This is a genomic window from Promicromonospora sp. Populi, assembly GCF_041081105.1.
Taxonomy (GTDB): domain Bacteria; phylum Actinomycetota; class Actinomycetes; order Actinomycetales; family Cellulomonadaceae; genus Promicromonospora.
The window spans coordinates 376,713-401,024 of the sequence record NZ_CP163528.1 but is presented as its reverse complement, the minus strand read 5'-3'; the positions used below and the strand labels follow the sequence as shown (position 1 = coordinate 401,024).

The following is a 24,312-nucleotide window of genomic DNA, read 5'->3' as shown; positions in this document are numbered from 1 at the left end:
CCCGAGGGGATGAAAGGATGGTGCCCATGAGCACCACCGATGAGACCCCCACCGGCATCGACGCTCCGGTAGGCGCTGACCAGGCCGTACGCGATATCGCCGAGGTCGCGGCCGTCCAGGTCATCACGACCGCCGCCGTGCACCTCATGAGTGCCGCCGCGGTGAAGTGCGGGCTGGCCGAGGGCGACGACGCCGAGGAGCTGAAGGACCTCGACGAGGCGCGCAAGCTGATCACCGCGCTGGCCGCGCTCGTGGTCGCGAGCTCGCCGGACATCGGCAACGAGCACGCGCGCTCGTTGCGGGACGGCCTGCGCAGCCTCCAGCTCGCGTTCCGTGAGGCGTCGGTCGTCCCCGACGCGCCGGGCGAGGGACCGGGCGAGAAGTACACGGGTTCCGTCGTCTGATGACCGAGGCTCCCGTCGTGGCGGCGCCCGAGCCCGCGCACGCACCGGGTCCGCGTCGCGGTTCCCGCTGGCTCGCCGTCCTCCTGGTCGCCACGATCGCCGTCGGCGCCTACCTGTGGGTGACCACCGTGCGCTGGCAGCGCAACGCCTCCGACTGGGAGGAGCAGGCGCACGGGTACGCGGACGAGGTCGCCTCGCTGCGGATGCAGCTCGAAGGAGCCAACACCGAGCTGCAGGCTGCCCGGGACCAGCTGTCCGCGGCAACGTCGCGCATCACGGACCTCGCGAACGAGAAGGCGCAGCTCGGCGACGAGAACGTCGTCTCTCAGCAGTACCTCGACTACCAGACGCAGGTCAGCGCCGCCGCGGCCACCGTGGCCTCCGCGCTGGGGCAGTGCGTGTCGGGTCAGGAGCAGCTCGTGGGCTACCTCAAGGAGGCCGACCAGTACGAGCCCGCCGACCTGAGCCGCTACGAACGCCAGGTCAACGCGCTGTGCGCGGACGCCGAGGACGCCAACGAGGCTCTGCAGCGGGAGCTGCAGCCTTGAGGTCGACGGGGCTGGGGCCGAATGCTTCGGGGTCGAATGCTCTGGGGCCGAATGCTCTGGGGCCGACGGCGCGGCGCCGGGCCGGGCGGGCGCTCGGCTCGCTCGCGATCGCCGGAGCGCTGGTCCTGACCGGTGGGCTCGGCGGTTGCGGCGTGCTGCCGCCGATGCCCGACCCGGTGCCGAGCGACATCGTGCCGACGACACCGGCTGACCTCTCCCCCGCAGCCGGCAGCGCCTCACTGAGCCCGGACGGGTTCGACGCCGTGGAGCGCATGGCCGTACGGATCCGCAACGTGGGCTGCGAGGAGCTGTCGACGGGTTCCGGCTTCGCCGTCGACGACCACACGCTGATCACGAACAGGCACGTCGTCGCGGAGTCCAGGGACCTCGAGGTCAGCACCTACGACGGGCACGACATCACCGTCGGCGCCACCGCGACGGCGGCCCTCGCGGACCTCGCCATCGTCCGCACCACCGATCCCCTGCCGTCGTACCCGGAGCTGGCGGAGGCCGACCCGGAGCCCGGCGACCCGGTCACCGTGGTGGGTTACCCCGAGGGCGGCGAGCTCACCGTGACGCAGGGCGAAGTCATGAGCAGCACACGGGACCCCCTGAACGCGAACCTCGGCGAGGTGCTGCTGACGAACGCGCCGGTCGAGCCGGGGTCGTCCGGTTCGGCGGCGCTGGACGCCGGGGGGCGGGTGATCGGCGTCGTCTACGCGAAGACTGCCGACGACAACAGCCTGCTCGTGCCCCTCTCGACGCTGCAGGAGATGCTGGCCGACGACACGGCGTTCACGCCGGCGCAGGGCTGCTGAGCGCGGTAACCTTCGAGATGCGACGGGCAATAGCCCTGAGAAGTGAGCCCGAGACCCATCCGGACGGTTGTGGCGCTCGGGCTTCGCGCTTTCTCGACTAGCGGGCCGCGCCGATGCGGAGCTCCAGCGAGTCCACTCGCGCCGAGATCACCTCTGACGCCGCCAGCCGGGCGTTGACCTGGGCGAGCACCCTGTCGAGCCCGGCACGATCCAGCCCGGGGTCCAGCGCGAGCACCACCGCGACCTCCGCCTTGCGGCCCGGCTCGGCGTGCGCCCGCACCACGTGCTGGACGGGGGCGGCTGCGACCGCGACCTCTGAGGCGACCTCCGGATCCACGGCCAGCCCGTCCTCGTGCGGCACCAGGGCCGGCTGCCACGGCTTGCCCTGCGCCAGCGCCCAGACGGCAGGCCGCGGGACGAGCGCCGTCGCGGGCCCCGCGGGGTCCACCACTACCAGCGCCCAGTTCTCGTTCACCGCGGACAGCGCCGCGCGCGTCGCCTCGACCGGCACCGGCCGTGCGTCGGCTCGCCACGCCTGCATGGTGGCGACGGACGTGAAGACGGGCAGGGCCCGGCGGCCGTCCGGCGCCTCCAGGGCGACGATCCCGGAGGATGCCTCCTTGTCCACCGTGAGCCCGTCCGGGTCCTGCTCGACGGCGCCGACCTCGGCCAGGACCGGCACCAGCACCCGGGTCTCGGCCAGCCGTGCGACGACGTCGCGCAGCGGGACCGTGCCCGTCGTATAGCCGGACAGCAGCCGCGTCAGCTCGGCGTCGGCCGAGCCGTCGTCGCCCGCGAACTGGCTGGAGGGCTGGATCGACTTCACTCGGCGACACCGTCGCCCGCGGACCCAGCGACACCGTCGCCGGGGCGACCGGCGACGTCGAGCGCCTCGGGGAGCGTGAACGCGCCCGCGTACAGCGCCTTGCCGACCACCGCGCCCTCGATGGGGCGCCCGTCCGGGGAGCGCAGCGCGCGCAGGGCACGCAGGTCGTCGAGCGAGGAGATGCCGCCGGAGGCGACGACGTGCGCGGGGGTGCGCGCGGCGACGTCGGACAGCAGTTCCAGGTTGGGGCCGCGCAGCGTGCCGTCCTTGGTCACGTCGGTGACGACGTAGCGGGCGCAGCCTGCCTCGTCGAGGCGGGCGAGCACCTCCCAGAGGTCCCCGCCCTCCCTGGTCCAGCCGCGCGCCGCGAGCGTGGTGCCGCGCACGTCGAGCCCGACGGCCACGCGGTCCCCGTGCTCGCCGATGACCTTGGCCGTCCAGGCCGGGTCCTCCAGCGCGGCGGTGCCCAGGTTGACCCGTCGCGCGCCGGTGGCGAGCGCACGTTCCAGCGACTCGTCGTCGCGGATGCCGCCCGACAGCTCGACCTGCACGTCCAGCTCACCGACCACCCGGGCGAGCAGCTCCGCGTTGGACCCGCGGCCGAAGGCCGCGTCCAGGTCCACGAGGTGGACCCACTCGGCGCCGCCGGACTGCCAGTCCAGGGCCGCCGTCAGCGGGTCGCCGTACGAGGTCTCCGAGCCGGCCTCGCCCTGTACGAGGCGGACGGCCTGGCCGTCGGCGACGTCGACGGCGGGCAGGAGCACGAGCCGTGCGGTCATGTCTCTCCAAGTTTGCTTTGTGTCGGGGTGTTGCCTGGTCAGCCGAGCGAGCGGAGCCAGTTCTCCAGGAGGTGGGCTCCCGCGTCACCGGACTTTTCCGGGTGGAACTGGGTCGCCGCCAGGGGTCCGTCCTCCACGGCGGCGACGAACCGGCCGCCGTGGTCGGCCCAGGTGACCTTCGGGGGCCTGAAGAACCCGACCGCGTTCTCGTCGTGGCCCTTGGTGAATGTCTGGGCGGCGTAGGAGTGCACGAAGTAGAACCGCTCGTCGGCGATCCCCTTGAAGAGGGCCGAATCCTCCGGCACCTCGACCGGCGACCAGCCCATGTGCGGCACGACGTCGGCCTGCAGCCGCTCGACGACGCCGGGCCACTCGCCGATGCCGTCCGCGCGCTCGCCGTGCTCCACCCCGGCGTCGAACATGACCTGCATGCCCACGCAGATGCCGAGGACCGGGCGGTTGCCGGCCAGCCGCCGACCGACGATCTCGTCCCCGCGGACAGCCCGGAGGCCCGCCATGCACGCGGCGAACGCGCCGACGCCGGGCACCACAAGACCGTCCGCCTCCTGTGCTGCGGACCGGTCGGCGGTCAGCGTCACCTCGGCACCTACCCGTTCGAGCGAGCGGACGGCGGACCGGACGTTGCCGAAGCCGTAGTCCAGGACGACGACGCGTTCGCCCACGCTCAGGCCCCGTCCGCGCTGTCCGGACCCGGCTCGCCCTTGCCGAGGCTCTTGCGTGCCTTGCGCGCCGCGGAGGTCAGCATCCGCATCGCCTTGAACTTGCTGATCGACGTCGACGCGACCACTCCGTCGAGGTCGGCCACGGACGTGGCGCCCGTCAGCAGGTCGACGACCGACTCGGGTGCACCGCCGAGCACGAGGCCCGGGGCCAGCTCGTCGCCGCGGACTCCGTCGGCGAACCGGACCGCCGTCATCTGCTCGCCCGTGCGGGTGATCAGGACGAGCGGGACGCCTCGCACGAGCTGGGAGATCGCAGCCGCGGCCTGATCGGGCGCGTCCCCCGCGAGGTCCTTCAGGACGCCGACGGCGCCGACCGGGGTAGGCACCGCGTCCAGGTCGAGCTGCGCCAGCGAGCTGGCCGCCGCGAGCGGGACCGCGCCGGCGATCTGCGTGATGAGCGCCGCGAACTCCGGCTGGCCGCCGCCGGTCAGGGACGACAGGTCGTCCGGGATCTCGAGGCTGTCGAAATCGAAGTCGGGCAGGTCGTCGCCGGGGGGCGTGCTGCTGTTGAACCCGTCGTTCTCGGGCCTGGGGCTGTCGGACATGGCTGCTAGAGCGCACCCTTCGTGGACGGGATGCCGTCGACCCGGGGGTCGATGGCGACGGCGGCCCGCAGCGCGCGCGCCAGGGCCTTGAACTGAGCTTCGACGATGTGGTGCGGGTCGCGGCCGGCGAGCACCCGCACGTGCAGGCAGATGCCCGCGTGGTGCGCTATCGACTCGAGCACGTGCCGCGTCAGCGACCCCGTGAAGTGGCCGCCGATGAGGTGGTACTCCTGGCCCGCCGGTTCGCCCTCGTGCACCAGGTAGGGCCGCCCCGACACGTCTACGACGGCCTGCGCGAGCGCCTCGTCGAGCGGTACGAGAGCGTCGCCGAACCGCGAGATGCCGGCCTTGTCGCCGAGCGCCTCCCGCAGCGCCTCACCGATACTGATGGCGACGTCCTCCACGGTGTGGTGGACATCGATGTGCGTGTCACCGGTCGCGTGCACGGTGAGGTCGATCAGCGAGTGCTTGCCGAGCGCGGTGAGCATGTGGTCGTAGAACGGGACGCTTGTGCTGATGTCGGTGCGCCCGGTGCCGTCGAGGTCGAGCTCGACCAGCACCTTTGACTCGGAGGTGGCGCGCTCCACGCGTGCTGTCCTGCTCATGCCCGCTCCTCTCCCTGCTCGGATCCCTGCTCGTGTTCCTGCTCCTGCAATACCTCGGTGAGCGCCGCGCGGAACGCGGCCATCTCGGCGGACGTGCCGATCGACACCCGCAGCCAGCCGTCCGGGCCGGTCTCGCGGATCAGGACCCCGCGGTCCAGCAGACCCTGCCAGACGGCGTGCCGATCGCCGAACGTGCCGAACAGCACGAAGTTGGCGTCGGTGTCCGCGACGTCGAACGCTCTCCCGTCCGGGTGCCGCTGCGCACGCAGCCAGGCCACCGCGGCGTCGCGCTCGGCGCGCAGCGTGGCGACCTGCGCCATGAGGGACTCGCGGTGCCGGAGCGCAGCGGTTGCCGCGGCCTGCGTGATGGCACTCAGGTGGTACGGCAGCCGCACGATCCGCAGCGCGTCCACGAACTCGGTCGACGCGGCCAGGTAACCGAGCCGGGCACCGGCCGCGGCGAACGCCTTGGACATGGTGCGCGTGACTGCCAGGTTCGGGTAGGTCGCCAGCAGGGCGACGGCCGACGGCGTGCCCGGGCGCCGGAACTCCGCATACGCCTCGTCGACGACGACGACGGGACGCGCACCGTCGAGGTCGACGCTGAGCGCGGCCGCGCAGACCGCCTCGATCGTGGCCGTCGGCAGCGCCGTGCCGGTCGGGTTGTTCGGGCTGGCCAGCAGGATCACCGACGGGCGCACCTGACGGATGGTCTCGGCGGCGTAGGCCGGGTCCAGCGTGAAGTCGTCCTCCCGCCGGCCGACCACCCAGGCCGTGTGGGTGTCCCGCGCATACTCCGGGTACATCGAGTACGTCGGCGCGAACGACAGGGCCGTGCGATCGGGACCGCCGAAGGCCTGCAGCACGTGCAGCATGACCTCGTTGGACCCGTTCGCCGCCCAGACGTCGAGGTGCTCCAGGCTGACCCCGGTCTCGAGCGTGAGGTAGTCCGCCAGGTCCCGCCGCAGCGCCGTGGCATCGCGGTCCGGGTAGCGGTTCATACCGCGGGCGGCGCGGGCCACCTCCTCGGCGATGGTGGCGACGACGTCCTCGCTGGGCGGGTACGGGTTCTCGTTGACGTTCAGGAGCACCGGTACGTCGAGCTGCGGCGCCCCGTACGGCTTCTCGCCCGCCAGCTCGGGGCGCAGCGGCAGCCGCACCGGGCGCGCCGGAGCGCTGTGCTGGTCGACGGCGTGAGTCATCACCGGTCCAGTCTACGAACCGCGGAGCGCTGACCCGGCATCGGTCCGCCCACCGGGCGAGTGGGCCTGGTCACCGCACGCCCAGCACGAACGGGTAGACCGCCGCTGCGCCGGCCTGGCGCAGCAGCCGGGAGGCGACCGTGAGGGTCCAGCCCGAGTCGGTGTAGTCGTCCACCAGCAGGACGGACCGGCCCGGCAACCCGCGGAGCGCGCCCTCGCCGAGCTGCAGCTGCAGGCGCCGGGCCACACCCGCCAGCCGCATGGCTGAGTTCAGGTCGTGCCGACCGGGCTCCTCCTGCCCCGCGACCGGCCCGATGGCACCGATCATCGGCACACCCAGGTATTTCGCCAGGCCCGTGGCCAGGTGGTAGGAGAGCTGGGGCCGCTTGATCGACCGCACCGCGACGACGGCCTCGATCACGAGCGGGCCGGGCTCAGCGGCTCCCGCAGGCTCGGCCTCGCCGGTCTCGCTGTCGCCGGTCGCGCCGTCTTCCGCGGGATCGTCGGCCGGGTGGAGCGCGCTCCACTCGTCCAGCACACGCGCGGCGGCCCGGCGCAGCGGCACGGGCAGCTCTCCGTCGGCCGCGCCGGGCGCGAGCAGGTCACGCAGCGGGCCGGACCAGCCGAGTCCGTCGAGCCGGGCGACGGCGCGCCCCGTCTCGGCCAGCTCGGCGGGTGCGATCTTGCCCTTGAGGTCCAGCCCGATGGAGGCAAGGCCGGTGGGCCACATCTTGCGGGTCTCGACCTCGACGCCCGGGCGGTCCATCTCGGCGCGTGCCGCGGCGACCGCCTCGACGTCGGGCGCCTCCGGGAGCTCCATGACGCCGCACCTGTCGCAGCGGCCGCACTGCCAGCCCGCCTGCAGGTCCGGGTCGTCGAGCTGGGCCCGCAGGTACGCCATGCGGCAGCCCTGGGTGTTCACGTAGTCGACCATCGCCTGCTGCTCGGCGCTCCGGGTGGCAGCGACCCGGGCGTAACGCTCGGCGTCGTACGACCACTGCTGCCCCGTTGCCTCCCAGCCGCCGCGCACCCGCCGGACCGCGCCGTCGACGTCGAGCACCTTGAGCATGGTCTCCAGGCGGTTACGACGCAGGTCCACCTGCGTCTCCAGCGCGGCGGTCGACATGGTGCCGCCGCCGGCCAGGGCGTCGAGCGTGACCCGCACCTGCCCCTCGGCGGGAAAGGCCTGCTCGCCGAACCAGTCCCAGATCGCCTTGTCCTCCTGACCCGGGAGCAGCACCACCAGGGCCTGGTCCACCCCACGGCCGGCTCGACCCACCTGCTGGTAGTACGCGATGGGCGAGGACGGCGCGCCCAGGTGCACCACGAACGCCAGGTCCGGCTTGTCGAAGCCCATCCCCAGGGCGGACGTCGCGACCAGCGCCTTGACGTCGTTGTTCTTCAGGTCCGCCTCCAGCTGCTCGCGCTGGGTGGGCTCCGTCCGGCCGGTGTACGACGCCACCGCGAGGCCATACCCACGCAGCTGCTCCGCCACCTGCTCCGCGGCCGACACCGTGAGGCAGTAGACGATGCCCGAGCCGTCGATGTCCTGGAGCGCCTCGGCGAGCCACGCCACGCGGGTGGGCTGGTCGCCGAGCTCCAGGACGGCCAGGTACAGCGACTCGCGGTCCAGCCCGCCGCGCAGCACCAGCACCTCCTCGGCGTCGGCGCCCTCCCCGTGCACGGCGAGCTGCTCGGCGACGTCCTGCGTGACCCGCTCGTTCGCCGTGGCCGTCGTGGCGAGCACGGGGATGCCCGCCGGCAGGTCGGCCAGGAGCGTGCGGATGCGCCGGTAGTCGGGACGGAAGTCGTGCCCCCAGTCCGAGATGCAGTGCGCCTCGTCGATGACCACGAGCCCGGCGTCGGCCGCGAGGCGCGGCAGCACCTCGTCGCGGAAGCCCGGGTTGTTCAGTCGCTCCGGGGAGCACAGCAGGACGTCCACCTCGCCGCGCGCGATCGACGCGTGCACCTCGTCCCACTCGGTCATGTTGGCCGAGTTGATGGTCACCGCGCGGATCCCGGCGCGCGCGGCCGCCGCGATCTGGTCCCGCATGAGCGCCAGCAGCGGCGACACGATCACCGTCGGCCCCGCGCCGCGGGCCCGCAGCAGCCTGGTGGCCACGAAGTACACGGCCGACTTGCCCCACCCGGTGCGCTGCACCACGAGCGCCCGGCGGTGGAACGCCGCGAGCGCCTCGATCGCGGTCCACTGGTCGTCGCGCAGCCGCGCGTCGTCCCGGCCCACGAGCTGGCGCAGCGCGGCCTCGGCCTCAGCACGCAGCGAGTCTCCGGGGGCTGCGGCGGGGACCGCGCGGGCAGGCGGCTCGGGAGCCGTCTCCCCAGCCACCGGCTCTTGCGGCGTCGACTCCTGCTCGACCTCCTGGACGACTTCCTGTGCCGGAACCTGCTTCGGCACCGGCGCGGGTTCCCGCGTCGCGACCTCCTCGTCGAGCAGGCCCCGCAGCATCCGCAGCTTGGCCGCCTGGTCCTCGGGCGCGTTCCGCAGGGACGGCGGCGGCGCGGCATCACCGACGTCGAACAGGAGCGCTGCGTCGTCCGGTGGCTCCTCCATCTGGAAGGGGAGGTCTGCGAAGGGGTCCTTGGTCACGTCATCGATCCTAGGAGCACCCACCGACACCGCGAGCGGGTTATCCACAGATCCAGGCCGCGAGCCTCTAGGTCGCGTCGGCACGCTCGGTCGCCGCGCCGTCGTCGGCGATCGCTCCTCGCTCGTCCGGAGCCACCGGGACAGACGCCGCGAGCGACGCCAGGAGCGCGAGCCGTTCCCCGGTCGGCGACGCCGGGTCCGCGTGCAGCAGCACGAGCATCTGCCGGTCGGTCCCCGCGATGGCGAGCTTCTCCATGTCGAGCTCCAGCTCCCCCACCTGCGGGTGGAGCAGGTGAGACATTCGCGGGATGCCGACGTTCACGTCGTGTCGCGCCCACAGGGTGCGGAACTGCTCGGACGCGACGGACAGCTCCCCCACGAGATGGGTCACGCGCTCGTCGTCGATGTCGGTGCCGACCGCGTCACGCAGCCTGGCCACGATCATCGCTGCGAGGTCGCCCCACTCCGGGTACATGGCCTGCTCGGCAGGGTCGAGGAAGAGGTCTCGGATCCGGTTGTGGCCCGGCCGAAGGTTCGCCGACAGCGCCCCTGCCAGCCCGTTGCCCGCGAGCACGTCGAAGTACCGGCCCTCGACGAACGCCGGGATGCCAACCCGGCCCAGCAGCCGCAGGGTCCCGTCGGGCACCACCTCACGGCGCGGCCGCGTCGACGTCGCCGCGCCGCCGGGACCGCGAGTCCGAGCAGGTGCCGCGTGGCAGGCTCGTCTAGGAGCAGCACGCGGGCCAGCGACTCCACGACCTGCACCGACGGGTTCCGGTCCCGGCCTTGTTCGAGCCGCAGGTAGTAGTCGGAGCTGATCCCCGCGAGCAGCGCCACCTCCTCGCGGCGCAGTCCCGCCACCCGGCGCACACCTGCGGAGCGAAGCCCCACGTCGTCGGGCAGCACTAGCTCGCGCCGTGCCCGCAGGTATTCACCCAGCTGGTTGTCGCCCATACCGAACACGGTAGGCCGCACGCCCTGACGGCGCCTGGTCCCCGCACTCCTAGGATCCGCTGGATACTACCTGTCGACAGCGGCGCGGCGAAACCTGGAGGCATGACCACACAGATCCTGCCCGGCGGCACCTACCCGCTCGCCGACGACCTCACCCTCACTCGGGTCGGCTACGGCTCCATGCAGCTCGCAGGCCCCCGCGTCTTCGGCCCGCCCGCCGACCACGACGCGGCGGTCGCCGTCCTGCGCGAGGCCGTCGCGCTCGGCGTCACCCACATCGACACCGCCGACTTCTACGGCCCGCACATCACCAACCAGATCATCCGCGAAGCCCTACATCCCTACCCCGAAGACCTGCACATCGTCACCAAGGTGGGCGCGGTACGCGACGCCGAGGGCGGCTGGCCGTTCGCCCGAGAGCCCGACCAGCTCCGCCGTCAGGTCGAGCAGAACCTCGAGCACCTCGGCCTCGACCGCCTCGACGTCGTGAACCTGCGCGTCGGCGGGCTCGAGGCCCCGGAACCGGGCTCGCTCGCCCGGCCGTTCACCGCGCTCGCCGAGCTGCAGCAGGAGGGCCTGATCAGGCACCTGGGCGTTAGCACTGTCACGGCGGAGCAGGTGGCCGAAGCGCAGTGGATCGCGCCGGTCGTGTGCGTGCAGAACTTCTACAACATCGCCAACCGGCAGGACGACGAGCTGGTCGACTCGCTGGCGGCCCAGGGCATCGCGTACGTGCCGTACTTCCCGCTCGGCGGCTTCTCGCCGCTGCAGTCGGCGAAGATGACCGCCGTGGCCACGCGGATCGGGAGCACTCCGGCCGCCGTCGCCCAGGCCTGGCTGCTGCAGCATTCGCCGAACATCCTGCTGATTCCGGGGACGTCTTCGGTAGCGCACCTGCGCGAGAACGTCGCGGCTGCCAGCCTCACGCTGCCCGACGACGAGATCACCATGCTGAACTCGATCGGCGCCTGACGCCTCGAGGCCTGACCTCCATGTCAGACATGTAGTGCGGCGTCAGACATCGGGGCGTACCGTGGGACCATGTCGAGCGAACCGATTTCGCAGCGGCCTGACGAGTCTGTCGTTGGCGTCCGCGAACTGAACCAGCACACCCGGCGTGTTCTGGACGTCGTCCGGGGCGGCGACAGCGTCATGGTCACCGATCACGGCCACCCGATCGCGCGGATCGTGCCGATCCACATGAGCCCGTTCGATCGGCTCGTCGCCGAGGGCGAGTACGAGCTGCCGGTCACCACGCAGATTCACGTACCGTCGATCGACGTCGGCTCGCACAGGCCGACGGCCGAGGTGCTCGACGAGCTGCGCGAAGACCGCCTGTGAAGGCGCTCTACCTCGATACGTCGGCCGCGCTCAAGCAGGTCCGCCGCGAGGAACACTCGAACGCTCTGGTCGACTACCTGGTCAGCAGCACGGGTGACGGTATCGCCATTACTTCGTCAGTTCTCCTGGACATCGAGCTCGCCCGGTTCGCTGTCCGCGAGGGCCTGGACCATGCCGAACACGTCGCCCCAGTCCTGGGCCCGGTCGCGAGGCGCCAGATCAGCCGCCGGGTTGTCGGCGATGCGGCAGCCATCGACATCCACATCAGGTCGCTTGACGCCATTCATGTCGCGACAGCGGCCGCGCTCGGCGAGGACCTGGTCGCGGTTGTCACGTACGACAAGCAGATGGTCCGTGCCGCAGACCACCTCGGTCTGCCCGTCGTCAGCCCAGGGGACCCTGGGGAGGGCTGAGGTCAGCCCTCCCCGCGGTCTCGACGCCACCCCTACCGCCCCTGCAGCGCCCTTACGTTGTCGCCGAACGTCCAGCCCCTTGACCCGTCCCAGTTGATGGACCAGGTCATCAGGCCCTTGAGCGCCCCGTTGTAGGACCCGTACGCCTGCGAGACCAGCGACGGCGTCATGTACCCACCGCCGGCGCCCGTCTGGGCGGGTAGCCCAGGCACCTGCTTGTCGTAGGGCACCCGGATTGTGGTGCCCTGGATGACGAGCCCGGTGTTGAGGCAGTTCGTCTGCGCCTGGAAGCCGGCCACGGTCCCGGCCGCGTAGGAGTTGCCCGAGCAGTCGTACATCGACCCGTTGTAGTACTGCATGTTGAGCCACCAGAGGCGGCCGTTGTCGGCGTACTTCTTGATGATCGGCAGGTAGGAGCCCCAGATCGAGCCGTAGACGACGCTGCCGCCGGTCACGTAGGCGGTCTCGGGGGCCATCGTCAGGCCGAACCCGGCGGGCATCCCCGCGAGCACGCCGTCGATGATCCGCATCAGGTTGGCCTGCGACGTCGAGAGCTGCGTGATCGAGCCGCTGCCCGTCAGGCCCGTCTCGATGTCGATGTCTATCCCGTCGAAGTTGTACGCGCGCAGGATGGGCACGATCGTCGCGACGAACCGGTCCGCCACGGCCTGCGAGGACAGGTCGATCCCCGCGGTGGCGCCGCCGATGGACATCAGGATGGTCAGGCCGCTCTCCTTCGCGGCGCACATCTCGGCGGGTGTCGGGACCCGGACACCGGAGTCCATGCCGTCCTCCCACTTGACCGTGCCGTCGGACAGGATGACGGGGAACGCGAGGGTCGCCACGTTGTACCCGTGCTGGGTGATCCGCGAGTCGGTGATCGGGATCCAGCCCATGCCCGGGTGCACGCCGTTGCTCGCGCCGTCCCAGTTCTCCCAGTACCCCTGCAGCACCTTGCCCGACGGGCGTGGTCGCTGGCTGCAGTCCGTGGGCGTCGGCTCGGGGTCCGGGGTCGGGTCCGTCGGGTCGGGATCGGGGTCAGTGGGGTCGGGATCGGGGTCGGTGCCCGGGGTGCACGCGCCGTCGTCGGACCAGAGGCTCGGGGTGGAGCTGGGCGTCCAGCCCGCGCCGGGGTGCGCGGTGTGCGTCACCAGCGCGGTGTAGGTGTGCCCGCTGTAGGTGACCTTGGTGCCGGCCGTGTAGGTAGGGCCTTCGGTCCAGGTGGGACCGGTGCAGGCAGCGGCGGCGGCCGGGGCGACGAGCCCTGGGACGACGGCGGCGCCCGTGACGAGCGCGGCGGCGAGCACCGCGGCCGCGAAGAGGGAAGAACGACGGGTTCTCACGGGACCACCTCGGTTCGTGTACCTCACCGGGCGCCGGACGCGTCCAGTAATTTGTTCAGGACGCTAGCAAGCGGGCAAAGCGGGCGACATGAGGGATAACCACACTCCTGCGAGACCGCGACCTAGACTCGCCCAGTGATCCGCCTGAACCCCGAGCAGCTCGTCTTCGTCACCGAGCGCCACCTCGCCACCCTCACCACCCTGCGCCCCGACGGGACGCCGCACGTGGTCCCGGTCGCCTTCACCTGGGACGCCGACGCCGGGGTGGCGCGGACCACCACCAACCGCACGTCGTTCAAGGCCCGGCACGCCGCTCCCCTGCCCGACGGCGGAGCCCCGCGCGCCGCCCTCTGCCAGGTGGCGGGCGGTCGGTGGATCACGCTGGAGGGCACCATCGCCGTCAGCGAGGACGAGGCCGAGATCGCCGACGCCGTCGCGAGGTACGCGCGCCGCTACCGCACGCTGGAGCCGAACCCGGAGCGGGTGGTGCTGCGCGTGACGATCGACAGGGTCATGGCGTCGACCTACATGGCGTCCTGACCTACGTAGGACCTACGTAGCGTCCTGACGGCGGCTCAGCCCACCTGGGCCGCCAGCTCCCCCTTGGGTACCGCCACGCTCACCACGTCCCCACGCACGAGCTGCCTGCCGCGGCGGGTCTCGACCTCACCGTTGACACGCACCTCGCCGTCGGTGATCAGCTCGCGGGCCTGGACGCCGTCCTCGGCGAGGTCGGCGAGCTTGAGGAACTGGCCGAGCCGGATGACGTCGTCGCGGATCGGGACCTCGGGAACATAAGCAGACTCAGAGTTGGACACCACAGCATTGTCTCCCGCCGTCCGCAATAGACTGGCCCGGTGATCCAACGCATCGACCTGCGTGGCCGGTCCCTGGGCCGCCGCGACCTCCTCGACGTCCTGCCCCGTGCCGAGGTCGGCGTCAACGAGGCGGTCCTGACGGTCGAGCCGCTGCTGCGCCAGGTCCGCGAGGGCGGTGCGGCCGCGCTGCGCGAGATCGCGCTGCGGTTCGACGGGATCGCGCCCGAGCACCTGCGGGTCCCGGCCGAGTCCCTGACCGACGCGCTCGACAGCCTGACCCCGCTCGTGCGCGAGGGCCTGGAGGAGGCGATCCGCCGAGTCCGCCGGGTGCACGCCGCGCAGCTGCCGGCCGACCACGTGACCGAGCTCGCGCCGGGCGCCGTCGTGCGCCAGCGCTGGATCCCGGTCCAGCGGGTCGGCCTGTACGCACCGGGAGGGCTGGCGGTCTACCCGTCATCCGTGGTGATGAACGTCGTCGCGGCGCAGGAGGCAGGTGTACCCGGCCTGGCCGTGGCGTCCCCGCCGCAGAAGGACAACGGCGGCCTGCCGCACCCGACCATCCTCGCGGCGTGCGCGCTGCTCGGCGTCGAGGAGGTCTACGCCGTGGGCGGCGCACAGGCCGTCGCGATGTTCGCCTTCGGGGCGGCCGGCAGCGAGCCCCAGGACGGCGACACCCTGTGTGAGCCCGTCGACGTCATCACCGGCCCCGGCAACGTGTACGTGGCCGCGGCGAAGCGGCTCGTGCGCGGCGTCGTCGGCATCGATGCCGAGGCCGGGCCCACCGAGATCGCCGTCCTCGCCGACGGCACCGCCGACGCCGGGCACGTGGCCCTCGACCTGATCAGCCAGGCGGAGCACGACCCGATGGCGGCGTCCGTGCTGGTCACCGACTCGGTAGAGCTGGCTGCCGCGGTCGAGGCCCGGGCCATGGACCTGGCCTCCGCCACCAAGCACGCGACGCGTGTCGCACGCGCGCTGGACGGCCCGCAGTCCGCGATCGTCCTGGTGGACGACGTCGACGCCGGGCTCGCCGTCGTCAACGCCTACGGCGCGGAGCACCTCGAGATCCAGACCGCCGACGCCGAGGCGGTCGCCGCGCGCGTGCACAGCGCGGGCGCGATCTTCGTGGGCCCGTGGTCGCCGGTGTCGCTGGGCGACTACATGGCCGGGTCCAACCACGTGCTGCCCACGGGCGGCACCGCGCACTTCGCGAGCGGGCTGGGCGTGCACAGCTTCCTGAAGTCGGTGCAGCAGATCGAGTACACGCGCGACGCCCTCGGCGAGCTCGCCGACCGCATAGTCGCGGTCGCCAACGACGAGGACCTCCCGGCCCACGGCGAGGCAGTGCGCGGCCGCTTCCACTGACCGCTTCTTGTTGTGGGCGCGATCTTTGCGCCCAAACCGGGCATTGCGCCGCAAAAATTACGCCCGCACCCTGCTGGCTGCCTGGACGTTACCCGGGTGAATCGGGTGCATAAGCATTGACACGACCTCCCCCGTACGCGAGGAATGACGAGCACCAGCTCGTTTCATCGCCATCGCTGCCACACCAAGGGAGCCGTAGATGTCACACCGGTCCAGAACGCCCCTGCTCGCCATAGCGGCGGTCACGGCCTTAGCGGCGGCGTTCGCGCCGACCGCGGCCGCGATCACCCCCTTCGCCCCGCCGACGGCGGACAAGACCGACCCGCGTGACCTCCTCGCCGAGGACCTCGTACCGGCCGAGACGACCCCGCAGCCCGGTGTCGAGCGCGAGCCCGCCGTGCAGAAGCTGGCCCTGGGCCGCGGCACCGCGGAACGCACCTACCTGATCCGCCTGTCCGAGGCAGCGGTGCCGACCTACACCGGCGGCGTCGCCGGGCTGGACGCCACCACCCCCCGGGCCGGCCGGACGCTCGACCCGTCCGCGCCCCGGGTGCGCGAGTACACCGAGTTCCTGGAGGCGGAGCAGGACGACTTCGTCACCCGCATGGAACGCACGGTAGGGCACGACGTCGAGGTGCCGTTCACCTACCAGTACGCCGTCAACGGCCTCTCCGCCGTCCTGACGCCCGAGGAAGCGGCAGAGATCGCGCAGGACCCCGCCGTCGCGCACATCGCGCTCGACAAGGAGCACGTGCTGCACACGGACGCGGGCCCGGTCTGGAGCAACGCGGACGCGCTGTGGAACGCCGTCGAGGAGCTGGGCCTGCCCGAGGACTACCAGGGTGAGGGCGTCGTCATCGGCACCATCGACACCGGTATCCACCCGAGCAGCCCCTCGTTCGCCGAGACCGGTGACGACGGCTACACGCACACCAACCCGCTGGGCGCGGGCAACTACCTGGGGGTGTGCGACCCGGCGAACACCGACCAGTACGACCCCGACTTCCCTTGTAACGGCAAGCTGATCGGCGCCTACGGGTTCCTCACCGCCGAGGACCGCAGCGCCCTGGACGAGAACGGGCACGGCTCGCACACGGCCTCGACCTCGGGCGGCAACGTCGTCGACGACGTGACCCCGACCGCTTCCCCGGGCACGACCCTGCCGACGTTCGACATCTCCGGCGTCGCCCCGCACGCGAACGTCATCAGCTACCGGGGCTGCTGCACCAGCGCCGGCCTGACGGCGTCGATCGACCAGGCCATCGCCGACGGCGTCGATGTCATCAACTACTCGATCGGCTCGCCCTCACCGTCTGACCTGTGGAACGACTTCGACGCGATCGGGTTCCTCAACGCGCGCGCCGCGGGCATCTTCGTGGCGACCTCGAACGGCAACGACGGCCCCGGGTTCGCCACAACCGGCTCCCCGGCCGACGCACCGTGGCTCACCTCGGTGGGCGCCTCGACGCACAACCGGCATGCGCTGAACTCCCTCATCGACCTGACCAGCAGCGCGGGCAGCCTGCCGAACCTGACCGGCAAGTCCCTGACCGGGTCCCTGCCCGTCACCGCGATCATCGACGCGGGCTCCGTGGGCGACCCGTACTGCACCACGACCACGGGCCACGAGGCGGACTACGCCGGCAAGATCGTGGTCTGCACCCGTGGCGGCGGCAACGGCCGCGTGGAGAAGTCGTCCAACGTCGCGGCGCAGGGCGCCACCGGCTTTGTGCTGACGAACGACGAGGTCAACGCCGGCTCCCTGCTCGGTGACGCGTTCGCCCTCCCCGGCGTCGCGATCTCCTACGCCGACGGCGAGACGCTGCGCGCCTGGCTGGCCGAGGGCACCGGGCACTCCGGCGCCATCTCGGGCACCAACTTCACCATCGACGACACGCTCGGCGACACGATGGCCAGCTTCTCCTCGCGCGGACCCAACCGGGCCGTGGAGACGATCGTGCCCTCCATCACCGCGCCCGGCGTCGACATCCTCGCCGCGAACGGCGTGGCCGACGGCGCGTACGACCACGTCCAGTACGGCATCATCTCGGGCACCTCGATGTCCAGCCCGCACGTGGCCGGCGCCGGCGCCCTGCTCACGCAGGCCCGTCCGACCTGGACCCCGGCGCAGCAGCAGTCGGCGCTCATGACCACCGCGCGCACCAGCGTGCTCAACCACGACGGCACGCCCGCCACCCCGTACGAGCAGGGCAGCGGACACATCGACATCGGGGCTGCCGCACGGGCGGGCCTGCTGTTCGACGAGACCGGCGCGAACTACCTGGCCGCAAACCCGGAGGAGGGCGGCGACCCCAAGACGCTCAACCTGGCGTCCTTCGCCGACACCCAGTGCCTGGCAAGCTGCTCGTGGGAGCGCACCGCTCAGGCGCCGGCCTCCGCTCCGGCCGACGTCACGTGGACGGCGAGCGCCGTCTCCGACTCTGGTCTCACACTGTCCGTGGACCTGTCGCAGGCGACCGTGTCGCCTGGCGACGACCTCGGCATCTCGGTCACCGCTGACGTCGAGGGTGCACCCGACGGCGAGACCCTGTTCGGGCGGATCACGCTCACCCCGAGCAACGAGGACGTCCCGACGGTGACCCTGCCGGTCGCCGTCGTCCCGTCCGGGGCGATCCTGCCGGACGAGATCGACATCACCACGCGCCGGAACACCGGCTCGCAGGCCGTGACCGACCTGCGGTCCATCGCGGTGAGCGACTTCACCGGTTCGGTGCGCGGCCTGGCCAAGGCCGACCTCCACGAGGGCTCCCTCAGCCAGGACCCGACCAACACGTCGCCGTACGACGACCTGAGCCAGGTCCAGGTCACCACCCTGGAGGTGCCCGCCGACGCGGCGCGGCTCGTAGCCGAGATCACCGCCGCCGAGGCGCCGGACCTCGACATGTTCGTGGGCACCGGCGACACACCGAGCGCCGCGACGGAGGTCTGCGCGTCGGCGACGTCGTCCGCGGCCGAGTCCTGCGACATTCCCGACCCGGAGGCCGGGACCTGGTGGGTGGTGGTCCAGAACTGGGGCGGGAGCGCCAACCAGCCGGACGCGCACACGCTCGCTACCGCCGTCGTCCCCTCCTCGGACTCCGGCAATGCCGGTGTAGCCGGGCCGGATGGCGAGGTGCCGGTGGGCGACCCGTACGACGTGCGGGTGCACTGGGACCTGCCCGACGCCGCCGCGGGTGACCTGTACTTCGGCACCGCGGTGCTCGGCAGCTCGCCGGACACCCCGGGCGACATCGGCGAGATCCCGGTCCGCCTGTCGCGCGTCGCCGACGACGTGACCAAGACGGCATCCGTTGAGTCGGCCGCCATCGGCGACACGATCGGGTACGACATCACCGTCGCACCCAACGTGACCCCGGAGGACCGCACCTACACCGTCACCGACACGGTGCCCGACGGGCTCACCATCGACCCGGCCTCGGTGACCGCCGGCGGCGTCGTCGACGGGCAGACCATCACGTGGGAGGTCGACATGCCCACGCAGGTGGGCGCGGTAGGCGCCTACGAGGCGTCTACGCCTGCGGATGATCCGCAGTGCGCGGCCTGGGCCGGGTTCCTCGACCTGGGTTCGGTCGGTATCGGCTTCAGCCCGCTCGATGGCGACAGTGCCGCCATCAACGCGTTCGCGAACATCGGCCCGTTCCCGCACTACGCGGACCAGTCGCCGAACCTCACCGTGTCCGACGACGGTCTGATCACCATCGCCGGTGGCTACGCCGGCGAGCCGTGGACCCCGCAGGAGGTGCCCAACGTGGAGGTGCCGAACGGCGTCATCGCCCCGCTCTGGTCCGACCTGGAGCTTTCGCTGGCGAACAACCGCGGCGTGCGGCTGGCCACCTCTGGCGGCCAGGTGGCGGTGATCCAGTGGGACGACCCGTTCGTCTTCGGCGGTGACCCGACCGACCTGTCCAACTCCGTAGGCACGTTCCAGGCCTGGGTCTACAACTCGGTGGCCGACAACCGGCCGGAGATCACGTTCGAGTACGGCGACCTCGGGGCGCTGCCGGAGGTGGCCACCGTCGGGATCGAAAACCTCGTGGGCACGGCCGGCACCGCCGTCGTGAACGCGGGCGACCCGTCACTCACCCTGACCGAGGGCGGCAGCATCTGCCTCGACTACGTGCCCCCGAGCTTCGAGCCGGCCGAGCTGTCGTACGAGGTCACGGTGGATCCGGATGCCATCACCGGCACGTACACCAACTCCGCCGAGCACGTCACGGATGACCCGTTCGACGCGCCCGCGGTCACGTCGGCCGACGTCGCCGTGACGGGCCTGGCCCCGTGTGACGAGGTGCTGACCGGCCGGCAGAACGGCCGGATCACCGTCGATGAAGGCACCACGTGCATCGACGGCGCCACCGTGGTGGGCCAGGTCACCGTGTCCGACGGCGCGGGGCTACGCGTGACCGACTCGCGGATCACGGCCCTGGTCCGGGCAACCGACGCGACAGAGGTCCGGGTGTGCGACACACGCATCACCGGCACTCTGACCGTGAACCGGAGCTCGGGGGTCACGATCGGTGACCCGGCGGCGGACTGCGCCGGCAACCAGATCACCGGACCGGTCACCGTGACCCGGTCGGAGGGTCCGGTGATCGGGGGCAACCGGATCACCGGGGTGCTCACCTGCCTCAGCAACGACCCGGCGCCCACCAACAACGGGTCGCCCAACACGACCCGCGGGAGGGAGCTCGGCCAGTGCAAGAACCTGTGACGCACTGACCGCCTGACAACAGCGGCGCCGCTCCCGAGTGGGGCGGCGCCGCTGTCGTGTTGGCGCCGCTGTCGTGTTGGGGGCGGGCCATGGCGGGGCCAGCCTGGTCGCGGTGGGCGCGCCCGAGGGGCCAGCGCGTTCGAGGGTCAGAACCCGAACGTCAGGACGCGCGGCATCTCGGTGCCGTGGCGCCCGCCGTCGTGCATCGCGCGCAGCACTGCCGCCTCGTGCGGCACCAGCGGTTCCGGGAGCGCGACGAACGGGAACCAGGCCAGGTCGGCGGCCTTCTCGGGCTCCTGGATCGACGGCGTCCCCGTCCAGCGGGTGACCTCGAACATGAAGTCGACACGCTGCTCGACGGCGGGCCCGCCCGGTTCGCCGCGGTGCAGGACCGTCAGCGGCCGGATGTCGTCACGTGCCACGACCACGCCGAGCTCCTCGTGGGCCTCGCGCACCGCAGCGTCGAGCACCGACTCGCCCTCCTCGACGTGACCGGCGGCCGCGCAGGCCCAGTACCCGTCGCGATAGCCGGTGCCCTGCCGTAGCTGGAGCAGCACCTGGCCCTCGCGCCGGAGGAACAGGTACGCGGCCGGCACGAGGGAGAAGCGCTCATGGTCGCCCTCCCGGTAGCGATCGGTCTCGGCCGCCGGCCCGGACCCAGCACCTCCAACCTCGGTCACGACAGGCAGCCCTGCCCCAGGAGCGCCTTGAGGTCGCCGAACAGCGCCGGCGACTTCTCCACGCGCAGGCTGTCCGCGGCCCTCACCACCGTCCGCTTGCCGGGCTCGGCCACAGCGACGTGGACCTCCGCCGACCCTGGGTGCGTGGCCAGCACCTCCCGCAGGCGCACCATGGTCGCCTCGATCGCCCGGGTGTGCGGCACGGTCACGGCCAGCGGGGAGTCGGAGCCCACCGTGATGTCCGGCAGGGCCACCTCCATGGCCTGCAGCTGCATGGTGTCGTCGCGGCGCCGCACCCTGCCCCGCAGCACCACCACCTGGTCCTCGGCGAGCATCGTCGAGTACGCGAGGTAGGTCTCACCGAAGAACATGACCTCGACGGCGCCCTCCAGGTCCTCGACCGTCACGGCCGCCCACGGGTTGCCGTTCTTGCTCATCTTGCGCTGCACCGAGGTGAGCAGGCCGGCCACGGCCACCGTCGAGCCGTCGGGGCGGGACTCGTCAGCCATCAGGGCGGCTATCGACGTGTCGGCGGCCCGCTGCAGCACGTGCTCCAGGCCGGACAGCGGGTGGTCGCTCACGTACAGGCCGAGCATCTCGCGCTCGAACTGGAGCTTCTGCTTCTTCTCCCAGTCGGGCAGGTCCGGGATGTCCACGGAGAAGCCCATGCCCGCCTCGTCCTCGTCCGCACCACCGAAGTCGGCGAACAGGTCGAACTGCCCCTCGGCCTCCTTGCGCTTCACGCTGATCACGGAGTCCACCGCCTGCTCGTGGACGACCAGCAGCGAGCGCCGAGTGTGCCCCAGCGAGTCGAACGCACCGGCCTTGATCAGGGACTCGATGGTGCGCTTGTTGCAGACCACGGCGGGCACCTTGTCGAGGAAGTCCTGGAAGGACGTGAACGCGCCCTTCTCCTCCCGGGCGGCGATGATCGCGACCACCACGTTGGCGCCGACGTTCCGGATCGCCGTGAGGCCGAACCGGATGTCCTTGCCGACGGCAGCGAAGTTCGCCAGCGACTCGTTGACGTCCGGCGGGAGCACCGTGATGCCCATACGACGGCACTCGTTGAGGTACAGGGCCGACTTGTCCTTGTCGTCCTTGACGCTCGTCAGCAGCGCGGCCATGTACTCGGTGCGGTAGTGCGCCTTGAGGTAGCCGGTCCAGTAGGACACCAGCCCGTAGGCGGCGGTGTGCGCCTTGTTGAAGGCGTAGTCGGCGAACGACTCGAGGACGTTCCACAGCGTCTGCTGGGCCTCCTTCGAGAAGCCGCGCTCCGTCATGCCGCCGAAGAACTTCTCCTGCTGCTTCTCCAGCTCGGAGCGCTTCTTCTTGCCCATGGCCCGACGCAGCAGGTCGGCCTCGCCGAGCGTGTAGCCGGCGACCTTCTGCGCGACCGCCATCACCTGCTCCTGGTAGACGATCAGGCCGTAGGTGCCGTCCAGGATCTCCCCGAGCGGCTCTTCGAGCTGCTGGTGGATCGGCGTGATCTCCTGCTGCTTGTTCTTGCGCAGGGCGTAGTTCGTGTGCGAGTTCACGCCCATCGGACCCGGGCGGTACAGGGCGAGGACGGCGGAGATGTCCTCGAAGTTGTCGGGCTTCATGAGCCGCAGGAGCGAGCGCATGGGTCCGCCGTCGAGCTGGAACACACCCAGCGTGTCGCCGCGCGCGAGGAGCTCGTACGTGGCGGTGTCCGTCAGCTCGAGCGCCTCGATGTCGAGCGGCGGCTTGCCGTTGTTCACGATGTTCTCGAGCGCGTCGTCGAGGATCGTGAGGTTGCGCAGGCCGAGGAAGTCCATCTTGATCAGGCCGAGGCCCTCGGACGTCGGGTAGTCGAACTGCGTGATGACCGCGCCGTCCTGCGGGCGGCGCATGATCGGGATGATGTCGATCAGCGGGTCGCTCGACATGATGACGCCGGCGGCGTGCACACCCCACTGCCGCTTCAGGCCCTCGATGCCCCGGGCGAGCTCGACCACGCGCTGCGCCTCGGGGTCGGTGTCGTGCACCTGGCGGAACTCGCCGGCCTCCGAGTACCGCTTGTCAGTGGGGTCGAAGATGCCGCCCAGGGAGATGTCCTTGCCCATGATCGCGGGCGGCATCGCCTTGGTGAGCTTCTCCCCCATGGCGTACGGCATGCCGAGCAGGCGGGCGGAGTCCTTCAGCGCCTGCTTGGCCTTGATGGTCCCGTAGGTGACGATCTGCGCGACCCGGTCCTCGCCGTACTTCTCCGTGACGTACCGGATGACTTCCCCGCGCCGACGCTCGTCGAAGTCGATGTCGAAGTCGGGCATGGACACCCGGTCCGGGTTGAGGAACCGTTCGAAGATCAGGCCGTGCGGGATGGGGTCGAGGTCCGTGATCCGCATCGCGTATGCGGCCATGGAGCCGGCACCGGAGCCACGGCCCGGCCCGACGCGGATCCCGTTGTCCTTGGCCCAGTTGATGAAGTCGGCGACCACGAGGAAGTAACCGGGGAAGCCCATCTGGACGATGACCCCGACCTCGTAGTCGGCCCGCTCGCGAACGTCGGCCGGGATGCCGCCGGGGTACCGGTAGTGGAGGCCTTTCTCGACCTCCTTGATGAACCAGCTCGTCTCGTCCTCCCCCGCCGGGACGGGGAAGCGCGGCATGTAGTTGGCCGAGGTGTCGAACGAGACGTCGCACTGCTCGGCGATGAGCAGGGTGTTGTCGCAGGCCTCGGGCAGCTCCTTGAAGATCTTCCGCATCTCGGCGGCCGACTTCACGTAGTAGCCGGTGCCGTCGAACTTGAACCGGTTCGGGTCGTCCAGCGTGGAGCCCGAGTTGATCGCGAGCAGGGCCTCCTGGCTGGCCGAGTCCTCCTCGCGGACGTAGTGCAGGTCGTTGGTGGCGACCAGCCGCGCGCCGATCGTCTTGCTCAGCTCGAGAAGCTGCTTGGTCACCCGGGTCTCGATCTCCAGCCCGTGGTCCATCAGCTCGACGAAGAAGTGCTCCTTGCCGTAGATGTCCTGCAGCTCGCCGGCGGTCCGGACCGCCTCGTCCCACTGGCCCAGCCGGAGCCGCGTCTGGATCTCGCTCGACGGGCAGCCCGAGGTCGCCGTCATCCCCGCGCTGTACCGCTCCAGCAGGTCGCGGTCCATGCGCGGCCACTTGCCCATCTGCCCCTCGAGGGAGGCCAGCGAGCTCGCCCGGAACAGGTTGTGCATGCCCTCGTTGTTGCGGGCCAGCAGCGTCATGTGGGTGTAGGCACCGCGCGCCGAGACGTCGTCCGCCTCCTGGCCCTGCTGGCCGAACCGGACGCGCTTCTGGTCGAACCGGCTCGTGCCCGGCGTGATGTACGCCTCGACGCCGATGATCGGCTTGACCCCGGCCGCCTTCGCCTTGGACCAGAAGTCGAACGCACCGAAGATGTAGCCGTGGTCGGTGGTCGCGATCGCCTTCTGCCCGAGCCGGTTGACCTCCTCGAACAGGTCCCCGATCCGCGCCGCACCGTCCAGCATGGAGTACTCGGTGTGGACGTGGAGGTGGACGAAGTCGGCGGACTTCTCAGCGGCAGCGGAGGGCATGCGGCGAGTCTAGATCGACCCACCGACACCCGGCTCGGAG

Annotated in this window: 21 protein-coding genes and 1 pseudogene; 9 read left to right on the top strand and 13 right to left on the bottom strand. The window is 71.4% G+C overall.

The annotated features are described in order from the left end of the window. Nucleotides 1-26: 26 nt before the first annotated feature. The 3 genes from AB1046_RS01740 (at nucleotide 27) to AB1046_RS01730 (ending at nucleotide 1,770) form a co-directional block, all read left to right on the top strand. On the top strand, nucleotides 27-404 hold the full coding sequence (locus AB1046_RS01740) for a DUF1844 domain-containing protein (protein ID WP_369372061.1): 378 nt from the start codon (nucleotides 27-29) through the stop codon (nucleotides 402-404). Next, nucleotides 404-952, top strand: coding sequence for a hypothetical protein (locus AB1046_RS01735; protein WP_369372060.1), 549 nt, complete (start codon nucleotides 404-406; stop codon nucleotides 950-952). The genes AB1046_RS01740 and AB1046_RS01735 overlap by 1 nt, the downstream gene beginning before the upstream one ends. Nucleotides 953-1,059: 107 nt before the next feature. Further along, nucleotides 1,060-1,770, top strand: coding sequence for a serine protease (locus AB1046_RS01730; RefSeq protein ID WP_369375546.1), 711 nt, complete (start codon nucleotides 1,060-1,062; stop codon nucleotides 1,768-1,770). A 97-nt stretch (nucleotides 1,771-1,867) separates the two neighbouring features. Here AB1046_RS01730 and AB1046_RS01725 read toward each other — a convergent pair whose 3' ends face one another. The 9 genes and pseudogenes from AB1046_RS01725 to AB1046_RS01685 all read right to left on the bottom strand — a co-directional run. Then, the gene (locus AB1046_RS01725) at nucleotides 1,868-2,596 is read right to left on the bottom strand and encodes an SseB family protein (protein WP_369372059.1); all 729 of its coding nucleotides are present in this window, start codon (nucleotides 2,594-2,596) and stop codon (nucleotides 1,868-1,870) included. Then, the gene (priA, locus tag AB1046_RS01720; protein WP_369372058.1) at nucleotides 2,593-3,375 is read right to left on the bottom strand and encodes a bifunctional 1-(5-phosphoribosyl)-5-((5-phosphoribosylamino)methylideneamino)imidazole-4-carboxamide isomerase/phosphoribosylanthranilate isomerase PriA; all 783 of its coding nucleotides are present in this window, start codon (nucleotides 3,373-3,375) and stop codon (nucleotides 2,593-2,595) included. The genes AB1046_RS01725 and priA overlap by 4 nt, the downstream gene beginning before the upstream one ends. Nucleotides 3,376-3,413: 38 nt before the next feature. Then, nucleotides 3,414-4,058, bottom strand: coding sequence for an imidazole glycerol phosphate synthase subunit HisH (gene hisH, locus AB1046_RS01715; RefSeq protein ID WP_369372057.1), 645 nt, complete (start codon nucleotides 4,056-4,058; stop codon nucleotides 3,414-3,416). A 2-nt stretch (nucleotides 4,059-4,060) separates the two neighbouring features. Next, nucleotides 4,061-4,663: a hypothetical protein gene (locus tag AB1046_RS01710; RefSeq protein WP_369372056.1), complete on the bottom strand. Its 603-nt coding sequence runs from the start codon at nucleotides 4,661-4,663 to the stop codon at nucleotides 4,061-4,063. Nucleotides 4,664-4,668: 5 nt separating this feature from the next. Continuing rightward, nucleotides 4,669-5,268 carry an imidazoleglycerol-phosphate dehydratase HisB gene (hisB, locus tag AB1046_RS01705; protein WP_369372055.1) on the bottom strand — a complete coding sequence of 200 codons (600 nt, stop codon included), beginning with the start codon at nucleotides 5,266-5,268 and terminating at the stop codon, nucleotides 4,669-4,671. Then, nucleotides 5,265-6,470, bottom strand: a complete 1,206-nt coding sequence (locus AB1046_RS01700; protein WP_369375545.1) for a histidinol-phosphate transaminase — start codon at nucleotides 6,468-6,470, stop codon at nucleotides 5,265-5,267. Before AB1046_RS01700 ends, hisB begins: the two co-directional genes overlap by 4 nt. 70 nt (nucleotides 6,471-6,540) lie before the next feature. Continuing rightward, nucleotides 6,541-9,078 (bottom strand): RecQ family ATP-dependent DNA helicase, encoded by a 2,538-nt coding sequence (locus AB1046_RS01695; RefSeq protein WP_369372054.1) that lies wholly within the window; start codon nucleotides 9,076-9,078, stop codon nucleotides 6,541-6,543. Nucleotides 9,079-9,145: 67 nt separating this feature from the next. Further along, nucleotides 9,146-9,724, bottom strand: coding sequence for a hypothetical protein (locus AB1046_RS01690; RefSeq protein WP_369372053.1), 579 nt, complete (start codon nucleotides 9,722-9,724; stop codon nucleotides 9,146-9,148). Nucleotides 9,725-9,840: 116 nt separating this feature from the next. Next, nucleotides 9,841-10,032: pseudogene (locus tag AB1046_RS01685) on the bottom strand (helix-turn-helix domain-containing protein); the annotation flags it as partial. A gap of 102 nt (nucleotides 10,033-10,134) precedes the next feature. Between AB1046_RS01685 and AB1046_RS01680 the strand changes: the two are divergent. The 3 genes from AB1046_RS01680 (at nucleotide 10,135) to AB1046_RS01670 (ending at nucleotide 11,786) form a co-directional block, all read left to right on the top strand. Then, nucleotides 10,135-11,004, top strand: a complete 870-nt coding sequence (locus AB1046_RS01680) for an oxidoreductase (RefSeq protein ID WP_369372052.1) — start codon at nucleotides 10,135-10,137, stop codon at nucleotides 11,002-11,004. Nucleotides 11,005-11,073: 69 nt separating this feature from the next. Continuing rightward, nucleotides 11,074-11,373 (top strand): type II toxin-antitoxin system Phd/YefM family antitoxin, encoded by a 300-nt coding sequence (locus AB1046_RS01675; RefSeq protein WP_369372051.1) that lies wholly within the window; start codon nucleotides 11,074-11,076, stop codon nucleotides 11,371-11,373. After that, the gene (locus AB1046_RS01670; RefSeq protein WP_369372050.1) at nucleotides 11,370-11,786 is read left to right on the top strand and encodes a type II toxin-antitoxin system VapC family toxin; all 417 of its coding nucleotides are present in this window, start codon (nucleotides 11,370-11,372) and stop codon (nucleotides 11,784-11,786) included. The genes AB1046_RS01675 and AB1046_RS01670 overlap by 4 nt, the downstream gene beginning before the upstream one ends. 32 nt (nucleotides 11,787-11,818) lie before the next feature. Here the strand turns inward: AB1046_RS01670 and AB1046_RS01665 are convergent, their stop codons facing one another. Beyond that, nucleotides 11,819-13,129, bottom strand: coding sequence for a glycosyl hydrolase family 18 protein (locus AB1046_RS01665; protein WP_369372049.1), 1,311 nt, complete (start codon nucleotides 13,127-13,129; stop codon nucleotides 11,819-11,821). 135 nt (nucleotides 13,130-13,264) lie between these two features. Between AB1046_RS01665 and AB1046_RS01660 the strand changes: the two genes are divergently transcribed. Next, the gene (locus tag AB1046_RS01660) at nucleotides 13,265-13,669 is read left to right on the top strand and encodes a pyridoxamine 5'-phosphate oxidase family protein (protein WP_369372048.1); all 405 of its coding nucleotides are present in this window, start codon (nucleotides 13,265-13,267) and stop codon (nucleotides 13,667-13,669) included. Between the two features lie 35 nt (nucleotides 13,670-13,704). On the opposite strand, the gene AB1046_RS01655 is transcribed toward AB1046_RS01660, so the two are convergent. Then, on the bottom strand, nucleotides 13,705-13,950 hold the full coding sequence (locus AB1046_RS01655) for an RNA-binding S4 domain-containing protein (RefSeq protein ID WP_369372047.1): 246 nt from the start codon (nucleotides 13,948-13,950) through the stop codon (nucleotides 13,705-13,707). A 36-nt stretch (nucleotides 13,951-13,986) separates the two neighbouring features. Here AB1046_RS01655 and hisD point away from each other — a divergent pair, with 36 nt between their 5' ends. Both hisD and AB1046_RS01645 read left to right on the top strand, forming a co-directional pair. Continuing rightward, a complete protein-coding gene (hisD, locus tag AB1046_RS01650; RefSeq protein WP_369372046.1) occupies nucleotides 13,987-15,312 on the top strand; it encodes a histidinol dehydrogenase in 1,326 nt (441 codons plus the stop codon). A gap of 199 nt (nucleotides 15,313-15,511) precedes the next feature. Beyond that, nucleotides 15,512-20,044 carry a S8 family serine peptidase gene (locus tag AB1046_RS01645; RefSeq protein WP_369372045.1) on the top strand — a complete coding sequence of 1,511 codons (4,533 nt, stop codon included), beginning with the start codon at nucleotides 15,512-15,514 and terminating at the stop codon, nucleotides 20,042-20,044. 146 nt (nucleotides 20,045-20,190) lie between these two features. On the opposite strand, the gene AB1046_RS01640 is transcribed toward AB1046_RS01645, so the two are convergent. Both AB1046_RS01640 and dnaE read right to left on the bottom strand, forming a co-directional pair. Then, nucleotides 20,191-20,724 (bottom strand): NUDIX domain-containing protein, encoded by a 534-nt coding sequence (locus AB1046_RS01640; protein ID WP_369372044.1) that lies wholly within the window; start codon nucleotides 20,722-20,724, stop codon nucleotides 20,191-20,193. Continuing rightward, nucleotides 20,721-24,272 (bottom strand): DNA polymerase III subunit alpha, encoded by a 3,552-nt coding sequence (dnaE, locus tag AB1046_RS01635; protein WP_369372043.1) that lies wholly within the window; start codon nucleotides 24,270-24,272, stop codon nucleotides 20,721-20,723. Before dnaE ends, AB1046_RS01640 begins: the two co-directional genes overlap by 4 nt. Nucleotides 24,273-24,312: the final 40 nt, after the last annotated feature.

What these genes read in the sequence shown, in the direction of transcription:
- AB1046_RS01740 (WP_369372061.1), top strand. Translation starts at nt 27, where the DNA reads ATGAGCACCACCGATGAGACCCCCACCGGCATCGACGCTCCGGTAGGC.
- AB1046_RS01735 (WP_369372060.1), top strand. Translation starts at nt 404, where the DNA reads ATGACCGAGGCTCCCGTCGTGGCGGCGCCCGAGCCCGCGCACGCACCG.
- priA (WP_369372058.1), bottom strand. Translation starts at nt 3,375, where the DNA reads ATGACCGCACGGCTCGTGCTCCTGCCCGCCGTCGACGTCGCCGACGGC.
- AB1046_RS01710 (WP_369372056.1), bottom strand. Translation starts at nt 4,663, where the DNA reads ATGTCCGACAGCCCCAGGCCCGAGAACGACGGGTTCAACAGCAGCACG.
- hisB (WP_369372055.1), bottom strand. Translation starts at nt 5,268, where the DNA reads ATGAGCAGGACAGCACGCGTGGAGCGCGCCACCTCCGAGTCAAAGGTG.
- AB1046_RS01700 (WP_369375545.1), bottom strand. Translation starts at nt 6,470, where the DNA reads ATGACTCACGCCGTCGACCAGCACAGCGCTCCGGCGCGCCCGGTGCGG.
- AB1046_RS01680 (WP_369372052.1), top strand. Translation starts at nt 10,135, where the DNA reads ATGACCACACAGATCCTGCCCGGCGGCACCTACCCGCTCGCCGACGAC.
- AB1046_RS01675 (WP_369372051.1), top strand. Translation starts at nt 11,074, where the DNA reads ATGTCGAGCGAACCGATTTCGCAGCGGCCTGACGAGTCTGTCGTTGGC.
- AB1046_RS01645 (WP_369372045.1), top strand. Translation starts at nt 15,512, where the DNA reads ATGTCACACCGGTCCAGAACGCCCCTGCTCGCCATAGCGGCGGTCACG.
- dnaE (WP_369372043.1), bottom strand. Translation starts at nt 24,272, where the DNA reads ATGCCCTCCGCTGCCGCTGAGAAGTCCGCCGACTTCGTCCACCTCCAC.